The organism is Bartonella raoultii, from assembly GCF_019659805.1.
Taxonomy (GTDB): Bacteria; Pseudomonadota; Alphaproteobacteria; order Rhizobiales; family Rhizobiaceae; genus Bartonella; species Bartonella raoultii.
On sequence record NZ_JAIFRO010000002.1, the window covers coordinates 231,261 to 250,184 of the forward strand.

Genomic DNA, 18,924 nt, shown 5'->3' on the forward strand with positions numbered 1-18,924 from the left:
TGAATTTTCATTATGACAATACAATCTCCTCATATGCCAATTTTGCAAAATGCTGTTACGTCAGCGCTTAAAACAATTGCGAGTGAAAAACAGGGGCTTAAAGCTCTAGAAGAAGCTCTTCAAGGAAGTCTCTCTTCTTCTTTTCAAGCCGCTGTTCAAACTATTAAAAATGCCAATGGTCATGTAGTGATTACCGGTCTTGGAAAAAGTGGCCATATAGGTACAAAAATTGCTGCAACTTTAGCTTCAACAGGGACGCCTGCTTTTTTTGTACATGCTGCAGAAGCCAATCATGGGGATCTTGGTATGATTGGATCTGATGATGTTCTTCTTGCTTTGTCTTGGTCTGGTGAAACTCTTGAATTAAGTGGCATTATAAAGTATGCCGCGCGTTTTCGCACGCCACTTATTGCAATAACATCCGGTGAAAACTCCGTATTAGGTCGACAAGCTGATATTATACTCTTGTTGCCAAAGGTGGAGGAAGCTTGTCCTCATGGACTTGCACCTACAACTTCTACAGTTATGCAGTTAGCAATAGGTGATGCATTGGCTGTTGCTCTCTTAGAAATGCGTGGTTTTACAGCAACGGATTTTAAAATTTATCATCCTAGTGGTTCTCTTGGTGCAAGTCTTCAATATGTGCGTGATATTATGCATAAAGGGACAAGCCTTCCCTTGGTTGTACAGGGTACATCTATGACGGAAGCGATGAATGTTTTGGTTGAAAAACATTTTGGTTGTGTTGGTGTTGTAAATAAAAAAGGCGAATTAATTGGAATTGTGACTGATGGTGATCTTGCGCGCAATATGCATCTTAATCTATCAACATTCAGTGTTGATAAGGTTATGACGAAAGATTCCAAAATTATGGAGCCCGATACACTTGTTGGTGCTGCCATAGCTTTTATTAATAAGCATCACATTGGGGCTTTTTTTGTGGTTGAAGATAAAAAACCAGTAGGAATTATTCATTTCCACGATCTTTTGCGCATAGGCGCTGCTTAAGTTGATATGCTTATTTCAGATTAAATTATGATTTAAAGCAAAAGAGTCTTCTTCTCATAAAGTTTTTGCACATTGTAACCTTCTTAATATTTCTTGAAAAGATGGTTGTTTTGTACATTTCCTTTATAGATAACTCTCTGTGTGTCTTTATCTGTTTGAGAGAAAAACTGTATTAGGAGGAGAAAGCATCGCCTCCTGTTACGCACATATGTAAATTTTTTTAAGAACAGCTATAATTTTATTTGATTTAAAATTTTCGTTTAAGAAAAAACTGTGATCCTGTGTATGATGTACATAGAAGTTGTGTTGCATTATGTGACATCGTACAACTGACTTGAGATATTGTTCCACGAAGAATAGAACGTATTTCCATTTCTATATGTTGAGCACTGACATAATTATATGTTCCTTCGGATAATTTTTCTTTTGTATCTGCTGCATGCGTTTCAAAAACACCATTTCGGAAAGAAGAAATAATACCGTTTTCATCAACCCACTGACCTTCAATTCCATCTGGTATATCGGGGGTATAATATTGTGAGACACCACAGGAAGCTAATATGAAAGCGGTGATTGTAAGACATAAAATATGGTAGATGCTTTTCATGTGTTTTACTCTATTTTTATTACTCTTCTCTTCAAACTTCTATAATTTTGTTAAATTATTCATGAGTCAATATAAAAAATTTGATAAAAATCAATGAAAAAGCAAAAAAATGGAAAAAAATGCCTTAATGTTGTATTTTATTAGCGGCTTTATGAAGTTCGTTAGGTGAAACACAAGAGGTAATATATTTCTTATGGTTTACAATAATTATTACATTAAGTCGCTTAGTCGTTTCAAAGGAAATTATTAAAGTTATGGTTGGTCCCATTCTTGTTGCGAGTGAAGATTATGGGAGGCGTATAGAGCTTTCTGCTATGCTCCGAGGTTTTGGTTACCGTGTCATTGAAGCAGAAAATGGCCTTCGTACGATTGATCTTTTACATAGACGTAAAAATATTGTTCTTGCACTTCTTGATGTCGTTATGAGCGATTTGAGTGTAGGTGATTTGATTAAAATGATCAGAGTTGCTGGTGTCTCTATTCCTATTGTTGTGATAGCACAACAAGAAAATCAAGAATTACTCCAGAAAGCTTTAACAGCTGGTGCTGTTGATTATTGGATTCATCCGGTTACGTTATTGCGGTTAAGAGTTACTTTGGATACGCTTGCTCTTATTTCAGCACTAGAACGTGAGGTTCGCTATATGCGGAGAAGAAATGAGAATCATTTGCGGTTTTCTGATCTTTGCGTAAAAAGTAGGGTAATGCAGGTTGTTTTAGAAAAATCGAAAAAAGCAGCGGCTTCTTTAGATAATCTTTTGATAGAAGGTGAAGTTGGAACTGGTCGTGAAACATTAGCACGCATTATTCATCATGAAGGTTTGTTATCTGAGGGTGCTTTTGTTCGCTTTCAATGTTCAGCTATCATTGATCCAGAAGAAGAAAATCGTCAGTGGTTTAAAGAGTTTTTACCTTTGGTTTCTTCTCTTGAAAAGGGAACACTTTGCCTTTGTGATGTTGATCGACTTGAGCCAATACAGCAAAAACGTTTTTCCCAATATCTTAAAGAGAGGGAAAAGACAATCAAAGATACTCCTCCTGCCTTTCGTATTATAGCTATTTCATCATCGCGTCTTTCAGGTTTGGTTAAAGAAGATTGTTTTTCACACAGTTTATTTGAAGAACTTTCTCAATTATCTATCAGTGTTCCTGCTTTGCGAGAATTGAGAGATGATTTTCCAGAACTTACACAGCATTTAATTGACCGCATTATTACAGAAACAGGGCGTTCACATGTGCATGGTTTAGCCGGATCAGCACTTTCATTGCTTATGCAGTATGATTGGCCAGGTAATCGCGATGAGCTTGAGAATTTTCTATTTCGTGCGGTTTTACTGAGTGAGGGGCCTCTGTTAACTGTTCGAGATTTTCCTCAATTAATGGGAAATTCATTCGTGAGTGTTCCCAATATTATTGAGAGCAACGTACAAGAAGATTATGAACAAGAAACTATACAATTTTTGGATGCGGATGGGCATGTTCGTACTTTTGCAGAGATGGAACATGATATTATTGAAAAAGCGGTTAAACATTATAAGGGACATATGAGTGAGATTGCACGCCGCCTTCGCATAGGACGCTCCACGCTTTATCGTAAAATAGAAGAATTAAGAGCGATAAAAAACCGAGAACGAATGTAAAATCCATAATAAGAGATATGATTTTTCAAAAAGCTGTAGCTTTTTGCTGAAAGTGATGGAGAAGTTTTGATTTTTAAAAAATATTATTTATTATTAGAGTCTAAAGATTAAAGATGTATTTTAAAGCTTTATTAAGCAAAAATTTTATTCGATAAAAATATTTTTTCTTTTTTGTACTAAATACAATTCTAGAATCATTAAGGCGAGACCTATATTTCCTAAAACAAGGGGTGGAGTTCTGCTTAGTGCGCAATTATAATGAGAATTATTGATTTTTATATCGTCGTTTGTATTTATGGTGTGCAGTAATTAAAAAATGGAAAGTTGATCCTCTTTGACTCTGTTACAAATTGTTATCGGTTTTATCATATTTTTTTTGGTTGCGTCTATGTTAGCTATTTATACATATGGACGTTTTGTTAAAAATGCACGAGGGGAGTGTTCTTATGCATTAGCTATAAAAAATGATGAGACTAAACTTGATCGTATAGTAAGCCAATTAGCAAAAAAATCAGATGGGTTAGGAGTTGATAAAGATGCTCTTTCTCTGATTATTAGCAATTTGGATGCTTTTTGTGTTCGTGCGATAGGAGCAGCACAGGCAGGGCGTAGTCTTGACCTCATGTATTATATTTGGGATGATGATTTAACGGGACGTTTATTATTAAGTGAAATCGTAGAGGCTGCTGATCGTGGTGTTCGAGTACGCCTTCTTTTAGACGATATTAATGCGCAAGCACGTGATCCAGCATATATTGCGCTAGATAAGCATCCTAACATCGAGGTGAGGATGTTTAATCCAGGACGTTCACGAAAAGGAGGATTGCGTCGTGGTTTAGAAATTTTTTTGCGGGCAATTACTGTAACACGGAGAATGCATAATAAGGCTTTTATTGTAGATGGCCGAGTCGCTTTTGTAGGGGGACGAAACCTTGCAGATTCTTATTTTGATGCTGGTGAAGAATCACATTTTAGAGATTTGGATTTGATGTTAATTGGTCCTTCGGTTAAAAAAGTAGAAACCATTTTTGATGATTTTTGGAATAGTTCTGTCGTTTTACCGATTCATACTTTAGTTGTTCCTAAAAGTGCAAGTGACCTTGGCTATTGGAAGGATAAATTACGAAATTTTCGTGATTCCAAGGTTGCAAAAGTTTATTTAGATTATATCAAGGAACATATTAATTTTGACTGTTTTATTCAAACAGGAAAGCGATTATTTTTAGCAGATAAAGTGGTTGTTCTTTCTGATCCTCCGGAAAAAGCATTACGCAAAAAAGCAGGAAATTGGCTGATGAAGGTGCTCTCACAGGTGATTGGAAATGCCCAAAAGACGGTTCAGATTACATCACCTTATTTTGTACCTGGTAAAGGAGGAACGCAGAATTTTAGCAGTTTGGTTGCAAAAGGTGTGGATGTCAAAATTCTTACAAACTCCTTAGCAGCTACTGATGTAGCACTTGTACATGGCGGTTATGTACCATATCGTAAAGCGTTGTTAAAAAGTGGTGTTAAACTTTATGAGTTAAAACCGGGCGGAAACACTTATGGGTTACGACTGTTTCGTTCAAGTAAGGCAAGTTTACATGCCAAAGCTTTTTTAGTTGATCGTAAGACTGCTTTTATTGGTTCTTTAAACTTTGATCCAAGATCAGCTGCACTGAATACAGAAATGGGCATTCTTTTTGAATGTGCACCTATTACAGCGCGTTTAGATTTGCTCTTTTCTGAAGAAACAACAGGTGAAATGAGTTATCATCTCCGTCTTGGTAAAAATAATCGTATTTATTGGGATTTTATTGAGAACGAAAAAGAGTATAGCCTTGATTATGAACCAGAAAGCAACTTTTGGCGTCGTGCATTTGCAAAAATAATAAGTTGGTTACCTATTGAATCACAATTATAGATTTTATAAATATTTTATTAAGGAATTATTTAATTTTTCTTTTCATTTTATTTGTAGCATGGCATAATTCATTGCCAATCCACAACGTATGATAACCGCAGTTGTATTTAAGCTCCGTGCGGCGTTTTATTATAAAGGAATTTGGCGATGGCAAAGATTGTTGAAACGGGGACAGGTGCATTAGCACTGACTTTTGATGATGTGCTTTTACAACCTGGCTATTCTCTTGTTATGCCAAGCCAGGTAGATTTGAGAACGCGTATTGCTGCTGATATCAAACTTAATTTACCATTGCTTTCTGCTGCGATGGATACTGTAACGGAATCACGGTTAGCAATTGCTATGGCCCAAGCTGGTGGACTTGGTGTTATTCATCGTAATATGTCTCCTGCAGAGCAAGCTGAAGAAGTCCGCCAGGTAAAGAAATTTGAATCTGGTATGGTTGTTAATCCTGTAACAATTGGGCCAAATGCAACACTTGAAGAAGCGAAAGCTTTGATGCATTCTCATAGTATTTCAGGAATCCCTGTTGTTGAAAACAGTGAGAGAGGTGAGACTGCGGGACGGCTTGTTGGTATTTTAACAAATAGGGATGTACGTTTTGCATCAGATCCAAAACAAAAAATTTATGAATTAATGACGCATGAAAATTTAATCACAGTGCGTGAAAATGTTCAATTGAATGAAGCAAAGTATCTTTTACATCATCATCGTATTGAAAAGTTATTGGTTATAGATGAACACAATCGCTGTGTTGGTTTGGTAACGGTTAAAGATATTGAAAAAGCGCAATTAAATCCAAATGCTGCTAAAGATTCTCAAGGGCGCTTACGTGTTGGAGCGGCTAGTAGTGTGGGAAATGATGGAATTGAGCGGGCGGAACGACTCATTGATGCTGGTGTTGATGTTTTGGTAATTGATACAGCACATGGGCATTCTCAACGTGTGTTAGAAACCGTTGAGAGGATTAAAAAAATGAGAGTCTCATCCGTTGTTATTGCAGGTAATGTAGCAACGTCCCAAGCAACAAAAGCATTGATTGATAGTGGTGCAGATGCAATAAAGGTTGGTATTGGTCCTGGTTCTATTTGTACAACGCGAATTGTTGCCGGCGTTGGTGTTCCTCAACTCGCAGCTATTATGAATGCAGCAGAAGTTGCTGAAAAAGCGGGTATTCCTGTTATTGCTGATGGTGGGATCAAAGCTTCGGGTGATTTTGCTAAAGCTTTAGCAGGGGGGGCTTGTGCTGCTATGATAGGTTCTCTTTTAGCAGGTACAGATGAAAGCCCTGGTGAAGTTTATTTGTATCAAGGACGATCTTTTAAAGCTTATCGCGGTATGGGATCAGTTGCTGCTATGGCAAGGGGGTCAGCAGACCGTTATTTTCAAGATGAAGTTCGTGATGAGCTTAAGTTAGTACCTGAAGGTGTTGAAGGGCAAGTTGCTTATAAAGGGCCTATAGCGTCGGTTTTACATCAACTTGCGGGCGGGTTACGTGCTTCAATGGGGTATGTTGGAGCAAAAGATTTGGCAGAGTTTCGTGAAAAAGCAACCTTTGTTCGTATCACGAATGCTGGGCTTCAGGAAAGCCATACACATGATGTTTCTATCACACGGGAGAGTCCGAATTATCGGGGTCCTATTTAATGGATAAGAGCTTAGATTTTCAGATCAAAAGGGTGTATTTTTCTTGAGAAAATATAGAGGGATTTTTATATCTTTCTGTGTGATTTGATCCACAAATCTTAAAGGAGGAAAGAATTAGAGGCTGATATTCCAATTCTTTCCAGAGGCTTATATAAGATGCAAGGAATTAACTTTTTGTCGTTTTCCGTTCTGTTTTGGACGCACGTTGGCGAGTATTAGCCTGATCACTTTGGATGGATTTCTTTCCAGGGTTTGAGGGACCTGTATTGTGGCGACTTTTAGATGAAGCCGTTTTTCCATTGTTGTAAGTATTCATTATTTTCTCCTTTTAAATTATCTGGCACTAGCTAGTACAGTAAAAACGGTCGTACCAAATAGTGGTTCCAAGCAGTTTTTAAAAAGTTAATATTTTGTTAAGAGTCAAATAGTTTTGCGGGGATAGAAGCTTTTCTATCTTTTCAACATATACGATATGTGAATGTTGTCTATTGCGTGGATTCAGATTCTTAAATTCTTATTTGACGTAGTACTTAAGAAGTCTGATAGTTTTTATGTAGTGTATCATGAGAAGAAGTTCTTTATAGAGAGAGTTTAGTTTGCATCCTTAAAGAAGCTTCCATTTCTTTTAGAAGGACAAAAGTATGAATGAAAAATAGATGAGAGGAAAATCTCAAAATTTAAAAAAGTTAACATAATTAATCATTTATACGTTTTAAAAATATTTATTGAAGTTCAATAGGAGAAATCTATGCGATTAGGTGGGCGTTTGCAGGCAGCAATAGATATTCTAAAAGAGATAGAAATTCGGCATCGTCCAGTAAGTGAATCTTTAAAAGATTGGGGGATTTCTCATCGCTTTGCTGGAGTAGGAGATCGTGCAGCAATTGGTACAATTGTTTATGATGTCTTAAGACGACGTTATTCTTTACAGTGGCGGATGGAAAGTGATGATCTAAAAGACATTGTTTATGGTACTTTATTAGATACTGGAAAAATGACGCTTGAACAAATTGATTGCGCATTAGAGGGGGATCGGTTTGCTCCACAGTTATTAGGGATTAAGCAACGTCAATCATGGCAAAAACGACAGTTAGAAGATGCACCAGACTATATTCGTGGTGATATTCCTCAATGGTGTCAAGCGCATTTGTATCCTTTATTTTCTGATAATTGGGTTACTGAAGCGATGGCATTAGCAACACGTCCTTCGTTAGATTTACGAGTCAATAGTTTAAAGACAACACCAGAGAAGGTTCTTAAAGAATTAGAAAAAACCCAAATTCAATCTCTGTCATGGTTTCGGACGGCTTTAAGGATTGCACCGGCAGAAAAATTTGAACGTCATCCAAATGTTCAAGTGGAACCAGCTTTTCAAAAGGGATATTTTGAAATACAAGATCTAGGATCTCAAATTGTTGCGTATCTAGTAGAAGCACAAGCGAGTATGCAGGTGTTGGATTATTGCGCAGGTGCTGGTGGAAAGACATTAGCTTTAGCTGCTAATATGAACAATCGTGGGCAAATTTATGCTTATGATATAGATAAAGTGCGTTTTGCGCCTATTTTTGAACGTCTTCGCCGTGCTGGTGTTCGTAATGTACAAACATGGACGCAAAAAGAAGAATTGAAGCCATTAGTAGGTCAAATGGATAGAGTTGTGCTAGATGCACCATGTAGCGGTACAGGAACATGGCGTCGTCGTCCTGATGCAAAATGGCGTTTAACGTTAGAACAGGTCAAACAACGACAAACAGTACAAAAGGCTATTTTAAATGAGGCTATAGATTATCTTAAACCAAATGGACGCTTAATCTATATTACATGCTCCCTTTTTGGAGATGAAAACGAGGAGCAAATATCCTATTTTCTTCAACAGCATTCTAATTTTTATCCAATTAATATGCGTACACTTTGGCAAAAACACTTTCATCTTGCAAATGTACAACCAATCTTTTCAAATTATGGACTGACATTATCACCAGCAACAACAAAAACAGATGGTTTCTTTTTATCTGTATTGCAAAAAAAACACTGATATGTTTTTTATTTTAAATTTTACAAGAATAAATTTTTACTTTAGCAAATAGGCTTGTGAAAAGAAAAAGATTGAATAACAAATCGCATTGATTATTTTTACAATTATTGATTGGTTTTTTATGAGCATAGCGCATCCAGATACTGTCCTTATTATTGATTTTGGTTCACAAGTAACACAACTTATTGCGCGTCGGGTACGCGCAATGGGTGTTTATTCTGAAATTATTCCTTTTCAATTTGCTTTAGAGGGTATGAAGCGGATAAGGCCTAAAGCGATTATTTTATCAGGGAGTCCTTATTCGGTGACTGATAATGCTTCACCGCGTGCTCCCATGGAAATTTTTGAAGCAGGTATCCCGATTCTTGGGATTTGTTATGGCGAACAAATTATGTGTGCTCAGCTTGGAGGAAAAGTTGAAGTTGGACATGAACGTGAATTTGGGCGTGCTTTTTTGGAGGTACAAGAAAAGAATGCACTATTTGAGGGCGTGTGGGAAAAGGGCTCTCGTTATCAAGTATGGATGAGTCACGGTGATTGTGTAACGGCTTTACCAGAGGGATTTTGTGTCATCGGAACTTCAAAAGGTGCTCCCTATGCTGCTATTGCTGATGAAAACAGACATTTTTATGCAGTGCAATTTCATCCTGAAGTTGTCCATACACCAGATGGTACAAAACTTTTGCAAAATTTTGTTCATAAAATTGCTGGTCTGAAAGGTAATTGGTCCATGGCTTCTTATCATGAGCAAGCAATTGCTACAATACGACAAAATGTTGGAAAAAGTCGTGTCATTTGTGGTCTTTCAGGAGGAGTAGATTCATCTGTTGTCGCTGTTCTTCTCCATGAAGCAATAGGAAATCAGCTGACATGTATTTTGGTAGATCATGGATTAATGCGCAAAAATGAGGCTCAAGAAGTTCTTACATTATTTCGAGATCATTATAATATTGATCTTATTCATGTGAATGCTGCTGATATATTTCTTAAGGCGCTAGAAGGTGAAACAGATCCAGAGAAAAAGCGAAAAACAATAGGCCGTCTTTTTATTGAAGTTTTTGAAGAGGAAACTAAAAAAATAGGAGGTGCGGAATTTTTAGCGCAAGGAACACTTTATCCAGATGTCATTGAAAGTGTTTCAGCTATTGGTGAAGCGGTCACAATTAAAAGTCATCATAACGTAGGTGGATTGCCAGAACAGATGAATATGAAGCTTATAGAACCATTACGGGAACTCTTTAAGGATGAGGTTCGCTCGTTAGGACGAGAGTTAGGATTACCAGAACAGTTTATTGGGCGCCATCCTTTTCCAGGTCCTGGTCTTGCGATTAGGTGTCCAGGCGCAGTAACACGAGAAAAATTAGAAATTTTACGCGAAGCAGATGCTATTTATCTTGATGAAATTCGTAAAGCTGGTCTTTATGATGAAATTTGGCAGGCTTTTGCTGTTCTTCTTCCTGTTCAGACTGTTGGTGTTATGGGGGATGGACGTACTTATGAGTTTGTTTGTGCTCTTCGTGCAGTAACATCTATAGACGGGATGACAGCGGATTTTTATTCCTATGATATGGAGTTTTTAAGAAAAACTGCAGCACGTATTATTAATGAAGTAAGGGGGATTAATCGTGTTGTTTATGATGTGACATCAAAGCCTCCTGGTACTATTGAGTGGGAATAAGTAAAATAAAAAAAGTCTTTTAAGAAAAGACTATGATTAAAAGTTTGATGTTTGGGAAAATAAAAAGAGAAAAAATTGGAAAAAATAATTTTGCAAAATCATTATCTCATCGTGTTTTAGCTAATATCATTTAAAATTAAGAAATTTCATATGTCTAAGAAAAAAATTTTGGCCCATCGTGGGGGAGCAGGTCTTTACTCTGAAAATACACTTTCTGCATTTCGCAATGCAATTGCTTTAGGTGTTGATGCAATTGAATGTGATGTTCATCTTCTTAAAAGTGGTGAAGTTGTAGTATTTCATGATTTTAATTTAGAGCAATTGGTTGAAAAAAAAGGATATATTCATGATATTGATAATGAAACACGCAAAAAACTGCGTGTAAAAGGAAGTATGGAAGCGCCTCCTTTATTAGAAGAGGTGCTTGATCTTTTGAAACCGACAAATGTTGCATTACATCTTGAAATCAAAACATGTGGTAACATTGAGCGTGAAACAATTTTATCTCAAAAAGCACTTGCGTTAATAAAAAGTCGAAATTTAGCAGAACGCGTTTCTGCAATTAGTTTTGATCCTATAAGCCTTCGTCCCTTTATTGAAGCAGGAATAACATCTGGTCCATGTATTGATAGCTTTGAAGGTGATATGAGACGTTATTTTCTGGAGTGGAAACAATTAGGATATCGCGATCTGAGTTTAGATGGTTCTGTCGTCTCACAGGAGTTTATTGAATCTGCGCTTGATACAGGTTTTATTGTAGGCGTGTGGACAATTAACGGAAGAGCACGGTTATCGTATTGGCTTGATGTACCTGTACATTATATCACAACAGACCAGCCTGATCTTGCATTACAATTGCGTGCACAAAGATAAAAATCTACATCTAAAATACACAAGAAATTTTTTGCTCTTGTAAAAATAGGATAAAGAAGAGAAACTGAGAAATAACGGTCTACAGGAGCTAATAAGGTAAAAATTTTTTATTTGTTACTTGTGCGTTTACCAGTGGCTTTATTAAAAGTATGAAAACTTTTATGTGTAACAGTAAAGCTTAATTTTGTACCATAATCATTTGTAAGACGCTCTTTTATTTCAATGGTAAAAAGAGTATCGTTCCAACGTGTTAAAACGTGACATCCTCTTCCTACAGGTTTAATAAGCTCAATTTGTGTGTGAAAGACAGGCCCTTGATCTGGGTATTCACCCAATAAAATGACTTCTGGTCTGAATGCCAAAAGATCAGTTTTTTCACTATAAGGTAATGAACGACCTAACTGTTTTTCTAAGATCTGGCGATCAAGAAAATTCATAGGGGGAGAGCCGATAAAATCAGCAACAAATGTTGTTGCTGGAGAGTCATAAATTTCCATTGGGGTTCCAATTTGCTCAATATGTCCTTTATTCATAACAACGATTCTATCAGCAAGTGTCATGGCTTCTAGTTGATCATGGGTGACATAAAGACTTGTTGTTTTCAAAGAACGCTGAAGCGTTTTTATTTCAATGCACATTTGTGCGCGCAATTTTGCATCAAGGTTTGAAAGTGGTTCATCAAAAAGAAAAACACGAGGTTGGCGTACAATTACACGCCCCATTGCAACACGCTGCCGTTGTCCTCCAGATAGTTGTTGTGGTTTTCGATCTAAAAACGGTTCTATTTGTAAGAGTTTTGCAGCATGTGCAATACGCTTTTTAATTTCATCTTTAGGCGTTTTACGATTTTTCAGGCCATATTCTAAGTTTCCACGAACTGTCATATGCGGATAGAGAGCGTAATTCTGAAATACCATAGCAATATCACGGTCAGCGGGCTCACGATCATTGATACACTCATTGTCAATATAGAGTTCACCTGAAGTGACTTGTTCAAGTCCTGCAATAATACGCAAGAGGGTTGATTTTCCACACCCTGAAGGTCCTACAAGAACGAGAAGTTCACTGTCCGCAATGGTTAAGTTTAAATCACGAATAACCGAAATATCATTGTCATATTGTTTTTTTATATTTGATAACTGAATTGTGGCCACAATTATTTCTCCGTTTCAATGAGGCCTTTGACAAAAAATCGCTGCATAAAAATGACGATTAAAACAGGCGGCACCATGGCAATGATTGATATTGCCATAAGAATATTCCACTGAGGATTATCTTCAAGTGATTCAACGATAAGTTGTTTTAGAATAACAAGAATAGTTTGATGGTTTTGATCTGTTGTGACAATAAGAGGCCAAAGATATTGTATCCATCCATAAATAAACATGATGATAAATAAAGCAGCAATATTGCTTTTGCTGAGAGGTAAAAGAATATCTTTAAAGAACTTAAAAGGTCCTGCCCCATCAATGCGTGCTGCTTCTAGAAGTTCATCAGGAACAGTAAGAAAAAATTGACGAAATAAAAATGTAGCGGTTGCGGATGCAATAAGTGGAATAATCATTCCACTGTAAGTATTGATCATATTCAGTTCTGCAACTACAGTATATGTTGGGATAATACGAACTTCAACAGGAAGCATCAATGTAACAAAAATAAGAGCAAAAGCAGTTTTTCGAAAAGGAAAGCGCATATAGACGATTGCATAAGCAGAGAAGATCGAAATAATAATTTTTCCAATACTAATACTCAATGCCATAATGAATGAGTTGATTAAAAGAGGCCCTAGTCGTGGAAGACCAAGTTGCACAAGTTTATCACCAAAGATTGTCGTATAGTTTTCTAGGGCATATTTTCCTGGAAGAAGAGGGAGTGTGCCTGCACTAAATGAAGCAGAGCTATGGGTTGAAGCAATAAAAGCGACATAAACTGGAAAACAGATAATAATAATACCAACAATAAGGATAAGATGAGTCATAAATCTTAAAACAGGACGATTTTCAACCATACTTTTCTCCTAATATTGTACACGACGTTCGATCCAACGAAATTGGATAAATGTCAAGACAATAACTATGAGCATCAATATTGCTGATTGTGCTGCTGATGCACCAATTATTTGATTTCTAAAGCCATCATCATAGACTTTATAAACAAGTGTGTTTGTTGCCCGCGCAGGGCCTCCAGCAGTCATATTATCAATAATACCAAATGTATCAAACATAACATAATTAATATTAACGACGAGAAGAAAAAAGGTTGTTGGTGAAATTTGAGGAAAAATTACAGTCCAAAATCGTTTAAAGGGACTAGCACCATCAATCGCTGCAGCTTCTATTTGAGAGCGCGGGATAGATTGAAGACCGGCAAGAAAAAAGAGAAAATTATAGGAAATTTGTTTCCAGCTAGCAGCAATCACAATAAGAATCATCGCTTGAACACCACTAATGCGATGGTTCCATATAATACCTATTTTTTCAAGGAGAAAAGGAAAAATACCAATAGTTGGATGAAAAATAAATAACCATAATATACCTGCCAAGACAGGAGCAACAGCATAAGGCCAGAGAAAAAGCATTGTATAAGCTTTTTTGGCATGGATAACACGATCAACGCAGACAGCTAACAGCAGTGATATTGCCATTGCAACAACAGTGACAGAGATGGAGAATATGACTGTTGTGAGTAGTGATTCTAAATAAACAGGATCAGAAAGAACCGTTAAGTAATTTTCAAAACCAATAAATGTTGTAGAAAAGCCAAAGGGATCCGCACGTTCAAAAGATAACTTTATCGTTTGAGCTGCTGGAAGTAAAAAAAACAAAAAAGTCACTATAAGTTGAGGGAAAAGAAATAAATAGGATAGTCGACAGTTTTTAAAATATGCATGTTTCTCTTGCATTTTTATGACTTTTAAATAAGAGGATATCAAGATATTCGGAATATAAAAACAAAAAACTCAATTTTTAGGTTGAGTTTTTTGAAACTTTTAAATGAAATCATAAAATCCTAATGATGCGTTTTTTCAAATTCACGGAGAAGCTTATTACCACGTTCAACTGCTATATCTAGTCCTTCTTGTGGTGTTTCAGAACCATTTAAAACAGCTTCTAATTCTTGATCAAGAAGAGAGCGAATTTGTGGTAAATTACCAAATCTTATACCTTTTGAGTTCACTGTTGGTGTATTTAGGTTTATCTGTTTAATAGCTATATCTGCACCTGGATTTTTTTCATAAAAATGTTGTTCTTTACTTAATTCATAAGCAGCTTTTGTGATTGGAAGATAACCTGTTTTTTGGTGCCACTTTGCTTGATTATCAGCCTTGGAAAGGAATTTAAGGAAAGCAGCAGCTCCAGCATATTCTTCTGGAGTATGACCTTTCAGTGCCCAAATAGAAGCTCCTCCTATAATTGAATTTTGCGGTGCTTCTTTTACATTACTGTAATAGGGGAGCATACCAACTCCAACATGAAATTTTGCTTCGGAAACGATTCCAGTAAGCGATCCTGAAGATTGTAAGAAAATTGCACAATTTTGTGCCATAAACATTGGTGTTGAATCTAGTGCACTAGCAGGACCACCATAGCGGAAAATGCCTTGATCAGACCATTTTTTAAGATCGCTCCACATACGCACTTGTAAAGGGCCATTAAAGGTAAGCCTTGCATCAAGTCCACCAAAACCATTTTCTTTCGTTCCAAAAGGAATATTATGTAATGCGGAAAAATTTTCTATGCCAATCCATTGAGCAGCATAAGCCATTGTAAAACCACAACTTGCAGCTTTAGTTTCGAGAATTTTTTTCGAGAAATTTTCAATATCTTCCCATGTTTTTGGGGGTTGTTCTGGATCTAGTCCTGCTTTTTTAAAGATATCTTTGTTGTAATAAAGAATTGGTGTTGAAGCATTGAATGGCATAGATAACATTTTCCCCTGAGAATCAGAGTAATAACCACTAATAGCAGGCAAATAATCTGTAGGATTAAATTCTTGTTTTGTATCAGCCATAAGTTGATAAATAGGATAAACTGCACCTTTTGCAGCCATCATGGTTTCAGTACCAATTTCATAAATTTGTGCAAGAACTGGTTGTTGTTTTCCGCGAAATGCTGCAATAAGTGAAACCATTCCTTCTTCATATTCACCACGAAATGAAGGAACGACTTTATACTCAGATTGACTCGCATTAAAGTCATTAATAAGGCTTTCAGTTTGTTTTCCTAATTCGCCACTCATAGAGTGCCAAAAGCTAATTTTTGTCTGTGCAAAAGCCGTTGTCGCCGCAGCAATAGAAATTGTGAATGCTGCTATAGAAAGATAAAGACGACTCATGATTTACCCTTTCTGAAGTAATGGAACACAAGTTCCCCCCTCGATTATATTTATACATGAACATTTCATGACGGTTCTATTTCAGAAATATACCGGCTCATTTAAACAGGAACGCTTAAAAGGTCAATCAAATTTGTGTAGGTTTATCAATTTTTCTTTTATTAAGGACACTTTTTTGTTCATAAAATATTGTAGCTATTTGATAAAAATTGGAAAAATTCAAATAACAAAGAGCAAGGGTAAAAACAATAAACTCTATTCAGTTTTATAGTAGTATATGTATTGTTTAGAGAAAATTTTATATCGTTTACCTTATGATTTTTGAATAATATTTTTTAGTGTTTTATTATAGCATCAACGATAGTATTCACATTATGGGTCATCATATCGAGGTAGGTTGCCGCAGGACCGTTTTGGTCCGATAATGCATCAGAATAGAGTGTTCCACCAATTTTTAAGCCTGTTTCTTTTGAAATTTGTTTTATGAGACGGGGATTAGAGATATTTTCAACGAACAATGCCGCTGCTTTATTGGTCTTTATTTGTTGAATAAGTTTGGCTACATCGGCTGCAGTTGCTTCAGCTTCGGTTGAAGCACTTTGGGGGGCGAGAATAGTAAAACCATATTCTTTGGCAAAATAACCAAAGGCATCATGAGAGGTGATAATAATACGCTTATCTTTTGGAATAGTCGCAATCTTTTTTTTCAGCAGTTCTTGTACTGTTTGTAGTTTTTTTATGTAGCGTGCAGAGTTTTTTCTATAACTTGTACAAGATTGTTGATCTATTTTACAAAAAGCAGCAGCGATATTTTTGACATAAATTTCAACATTGGGGATTGTTTGCCAAGCGTGTGGGTCAATATTGCTGTCATGATTGTGTTGTTGGACACCATGTTCTTGATTTTGCATTTCTAAGAGAGGAATGTTCGTACTTACTTTAACAAGAAGTGCTTGTGTCGCACTTGCTGTGATGAGGCGATCCATGAAACCTTCTAAATGCAGTCCATTGATAAAAATAATATGCGCATTTCTAAGCGTTTGAGCATCACGAGGGGTTGGCTCATACGTGTGAGTGTTGGCGTTAGGACCAACTAAGGTCGTCATAGAAATATGGTTTCCTCCCACATTTTTGACTAAATCAGCAAGGATAGAAAAGCTCACAACAACTCTTATTTTATCGTGTTGATACGCAGATGTAGAAAGTGGAAAAAGGACAAGTAATAGGAGAGTTCCAAATAAAATGAACTGTTTCATGAGTTTAGGCACGTTATTTCCTTAAGAGAGGGAGAGACGCATAAGAAAGGCGAGGAAGCCATTTCGCAATAAAGCCGCGTGGACTGATCAGGCAGGACAGAAGATAGATACATCCTGCGACCATGATAATAGCAGGACCGGAAGGAAGCGAGAGATGAAAAGAAAGCAGAAGCCCACATATACTTGCAATGATTCCTAAAAGAGTAGAAAGTATGCAGATAGGGCCTAAATGCGAAAACCAAAAACGGGCTGTAATAGCTGGAATCATCATGATACCTACGGAGAGCAATGTTCCAAGTGATTGGAAGCCACTAACAAGATTTAATACGACAAGTCCAAGTAAGGATATATGAACATATTTACTCAATGGAGAAAGTGATTTAAAAAAGAAGGGATCAAAGCTTTCTACTACAAGTGCGCGCCAAAAAATACAAAGACTGCAAACTGTAATGAGCATGATAGTGGTAATCAGTAAAAGGGCTTGCGTATCAAGTGCCAGTACTGAGCCAAATAAGAGATGAAGCAGATCGACGGTTGAATTTTTAAGTGAAACAATAATAACGCCTGCTGCTAGTGCAATAAGATAAAAGACTGTCATTGATGCATCTTCTTTCTGAAAGCTATTTCGTGAAATAAGAGCGGTTGCCAAAGCAACAATAATGCCCGCTAAGATACCACCAAGTGTCATAGATATGAGGGAGAATCCATAAAAAAGAAATGCTGCTGCAACACCGGGAAGAATAGCGTGCGATATAGCATCTCCTGTTAAACTCATTCCGCGTAACATTAAAAAGACACCAATAGGGCAAGCGCTAACAGATAAAAGAATCGAACCTATGAGAGCGCTTTGCATAAAATGGAAATCTATAAAGGGGGCAAGAAAGAACGCGTACACGTATATAACCTCATAGATTAGGAGTATTGGTAGGGAGATACTGTTTGAGTGTGTCGATACGGATAGGATGAGATATAAGAGAGGGTATTATGTGATGAATATTATCGTGAACAAATTGCATTGTTTCTCCATAAAAGGCGTTTTGTTTATCAACTTGAATTATTTGAGGAAAATATTCATGCACAATGAGAGGATCATGAAGTGCTGTGAGAATTGTTCGCCCTTGTTGTTGCCAATGTGTAATTAATGTAAGAAGATCTTTTTGGGTATGGCGATCTACACCATTGAAAGGTTCATCGAGTAAGATAATATCAGCATCTTGTACAATGATACGTGCAAAAAGAGCACGTTGTAATTGTCCGCTTGAGAGTGCGTCAAGTGGACGGTTAGCAAGTGCCGTGAGTCCAACCATTTCAAGTGCATTTTGAATTTTATGAGAATAAGGGCGTTGGTTTTTCCACAATCCACAAAAAGACCATAATCCTGTTTTTATAAGCGCCTTAACATCGATTGGAAATGTTCGATCGATATCGCATTGCTGAGCAAGGTAAGCAATGCGTTTTTTGGGGGGGGTGCTGATTTTACCTCTAAGAGGTTTGATCAATCCAGCTGTGGCTTTCAGTAGCGTTGATTTTCCAGCGCCATTGTTGCCCATTATTGCTACCAATGAGCCGGTCTTTACTATTGCTGAAAAGCTTTTGATTGCTATTCTTTTTCCATAACCTAATGTTGCATTATCAAAATACAGCCCCATAATTCATACCACTATTATTACAATTATTCTCTTTAGAAACATATGTAATAATATAACGTTTGTCAATAAAACGTTATATTATTACATATGTTTTAGGAGCTAAAAATTTTAGTGGGAAGATCGTGGAAAATGTAAAATATTGATTGAATTTTTCTTGACGAAAAAGAGAGTGTGTATACTATATATAGTACCAAAATGATTGGTGATTCTAAATAAGCACAAGTGAGGGTAGTGTGTGTTTCGTTTGGCGTCTAAATTATTCCCACAATGTAATAGCAGAGAGTTTATTA

At 36.6% G+C, this 18,924-nt stretch carries 15 protein-coding genes; 7 read left to right on the forward strand and 8 right to left on the reverse strand.

The features are described from left to right. Nucleotides 1–12: 12 nt before the first annotated feature. A complete protein-coding gene (locus K3248_RS02260) occupies nucleotides 13–1,008 on the forward strand; it encodes a KpsF/GutQ family sugar-phosphate isomerase (RefSeq protein WP_220716737.1) in 996 nt (331 codons plus the stop codon). Between the two features lie 247 nt (nucleotides 1,009–1,255). Here K3248_RS02260 and omp10 read toward each other — a convergent pair whose 3' ends face one another. Beyond that, a complete protein-coding gene (gene omp10, locus K3248_RS02265) occupies nucleotides 1,256–1,615 on the reverse strand; it encodes an outer membrane lipoprotein Omp10 (RefSeq protein WP_220716738.1) in 360 nt (119 codons plus the stop codon). 254 nt (nucleotides 1,616–1,869) lie between these two features. Between omp10 and K3248_RS02270 the strand changes: the two genes are divergently transcribed. The 6 genes from K3248_RS02270 (at nucleotide 1,870) to K3248_RS02295 (ending at nucleotide 11,394) form a co-directional block, all read left to right on the forward strand. After that, nucleotides 1,870–3,255: a sigma-54-dependent transcriptional regulator gene (locus K3248_RS02270; protein ID WP_220716739.1), complete on the forward strand. Its 1,386-nt coding sequence runs from the start codon at nucleotides 1,870–1,872 to the stop codon at nucleotides 3,253–3,255. A gap of 334 nt (nucleotides 3,256–3,589) precedes the next feature. After that, entirely contained in the window at nucleotides 3,590–5,161 is a 1,572-nt protein-coding gene (locus tag K3248_RS02275; RefSeq protein WP_220716740.1) for a phospholipase D family protein, read from the forward strand. A gap of 147 nt (nucleotides 5,162–5,308) precedes the next feature. Further along, nucleotides 5,309–6,808: an IMP dehydrogenase gene (guaB, locus tag K3248_RS02280; RefSeq protein WP_220716741.1), complete on the forward strand. Its 1,500-nt coding sequence runs from the start codon at nucleotides 5,309–5,311 to the stop codon at nucleotides 6,806–6,808. Between the two features lie 748 nt (nucleotides 6,809–7,556). After that, nucleotides 7,557–8,843 (forward strand): RsmB/NOP family class I SAM-dependent RNA methyltransferase, encoded by a 1,287-nt coding sequence (locus K3248_RS02285; RefSeq protein ID WP_220716742.1) that lies wholly within the window; start codon nucleotides 7,557–7,559, stop codon nucleotides 8,841–8,843. Between the two features lie 121 nt (nucleotides 8,844–8,964). Beyond that, nucleotides 8,965–10,521: a glutamine-hydrolyzing GMP synthase gene (guaA, locus tag K3248_RS02290; protein ID WP_220716743.1), complete on the forward strand. Its 1,557-nt coding sequence runs from the start codon at nucleotides 8,965–8,967 to the stop codon at nucleotides 10,519–10,521. 150 nt (nucleotides 10,522–10,671) lie between these two features. Beyond that, a complete protein-coding gene (locus K3248_RS02295) occupies nucleotides 10,672–11,394 on the forward strand; it encodes a glycerophosphodiester phosphodiesterase (RefSeq protein ID WP_220716744.1) in 723 nt (240 codons plus the stop codon). A 107-nt stretch (nucleotides 11,395–11,501) separates the two neighbouring features. Here K3248_RS02295 and K3248_RS02300 read toward each other — a convergent pair whose 3' ends face one another. The 7 genes from K3248_RS02300 to K3248_RS02330 form a co-directional block, all read right to left on the reverse strand. Next, nucleotides 11,502–12,548, reverse strand: coding sequence for a sn-glycerol-3-phosphate import ATP-binding protein UgpC (locus tag K3248_RS02300; protein ID WP_220716745.1), 1,047 nt, complete (start codon nucleotides 12,546–12,548; stop codon nucleotides 11,502–11,504). A gap of 2 nt (nucleotides 12,549–12,550) precedes the next feature. Continuing rightward, nucleotides 12,551–13,402, reverse strand: a complete 852-nt coding sequence (ugpE, locus tag K3248_RS02305) for a sn-glycerol-3-phosphate ABC transporter permease UgpE (RefSeq protein WP_220716746.1) — start codon at nucleotides 13,400–13,402, stop codon at nucleotides 12,551–12,553. A gap of 9 nt (nucleotides 13,403–13,411) precedes the next feature. Beyond that, on the reverse strand, nucleotides 13,412–14,296 hold the full coding sequence (gene ugpA, locus K3248_RS02310; protein WP_220716747.1) for a sn-glycerol-3-phosphate ABC transporter permease UgpA: 885 nt from the start codon (nucleotides 14,294–14,296) through the stop codon (nucleotides 13,412–13,414). A gap of 107 nt (nucleotides 14,297–14,403) precedes the next feature. Next, nucleotides 14,404–15,729, reverse strand: coding sequence for a sn-glycerol-3-phosphate ABC transporter substrate-binding protein UgpB (gene ugpB / locus K3248_RS02315; protein ID WP_220716748.1), 1,326 nt, complete (start codon nucleotides 15,727–15,729; stop codon nucleotides 14,404–14,406). Between the two features lie 335 nt (nucleotides 15,730–16,064). Next, nucleotides 16,065–16,997 carry a metal ABC transporter solute-binding protein, Zn/Mn family gene (locus K3248_RS02320; RefSeq protein ID WP_220716749.1) on the reverse strand — a complete coding sequence of 311 codons (933 nt, stop codon included), beginning with the start codon at nucleotides 16,995–16,997 and terminating at the stop codon, nucleotides 16,065–16,067. A 1-nt stretch (nucleotide 16,998) separates the two neighbouring features. Further along, complete coding sequence (locus K3248_RS02325) at nucleotides 16,999–17,880, reverse strand: metal ABC transporter permease (RefSeq protein ID WP_220716750.1); 882 nt, start codon at nucleotides 17,878–17,880, stop codon at nucleotides 16,999–17,001. 10 nt (nucleotides 17,881–17,890) lie between these two features. Continuing rightward, nucleotides 17,891–18,634: an ABC transporter ATP-binding protein gene (locus tag K3248_RS02330; RefSeq protein ID WP_220716751.1), complete on the reverse strand. Its 744-nt coding sequence runs from the start codon at nucleotides 18,632–18,634 to the stop codon at nucleotides 17,891–17,893. Nucleotides 18,635–18,924: the final 290 nt, after the last annotated feature.

Coding starts and splice junctions, on each gene's coding strand:
- omp10 (WP_220716738.1), bottom strand. CDS start 1,615: ATGAAAAGCATCTACCATATTTTATGTCTTACAATCACCGCTTTCATA.
- K3248_RS02330 (WP_220716751.1), bottom strand. CDS start 18,634: ATGGGGCTGTATTTTGATAATGCAACATTAGGTTATGGAAAAAGAATA.
- K3248_RS02270 (WP_220716739.1), top strand. CDS start 1,870: ATGGTTGGTCCCATTCTTGTTGCGAGTGAAGATTATGGGAGGCGTATA.
- guaB (WP_220716741.1), top strand. CDS start 5,309: ATGGCAAAGATTGTTGAAACGGGGACAGGTGCATTAGCACTGACTTTT.
- ugpA (WP_220716747.1), bottom strand. CDS start 14,296: ATGCAAGAGAAACATGCATATTTTAAAAACTGTCGACTATCCTATTTA.
- K3248_RS02295 (WP_220716744.1), top strand. CDS start 10,672: ATGTCTAAGAAAAAAATTTTGGCCCATCGTGGGGGAGCAGGTCTTTAC.
- K3248_RS02260 (WP_220716737.1), top strand. CDS start 13: ATGACAATACAATCTCCTCATATGCCAATTTTGCAAAATGCTGTTACG.
- ugpE (WP_220716746.1), bottom strand. CDS start 13,402: ATGGTTGAAAATCGTCCTGTTTTAAGATTTATGACTCATCTTATCCTT.
- K3248_RS02285 (WP_220716742.1), top strand. CDS start 7,557: ATGCGATTAGGTGGGCGTTTGCAGGCAGCAATAGATATTCTAAAAGAG.
- ugpB (WP_220716748.1), bottom strand. CDS start 15,729: ATGAGTCGTCTTTATCTTTCTATAGCAGCATTCACAATTTCTATTGCT.
- guaA (WP_220716743.1), top strand. CDS start 8,965: ATGAGCATAGCGCATCCAGATACTGTCCTTATTATTGATTTTGGTTCA.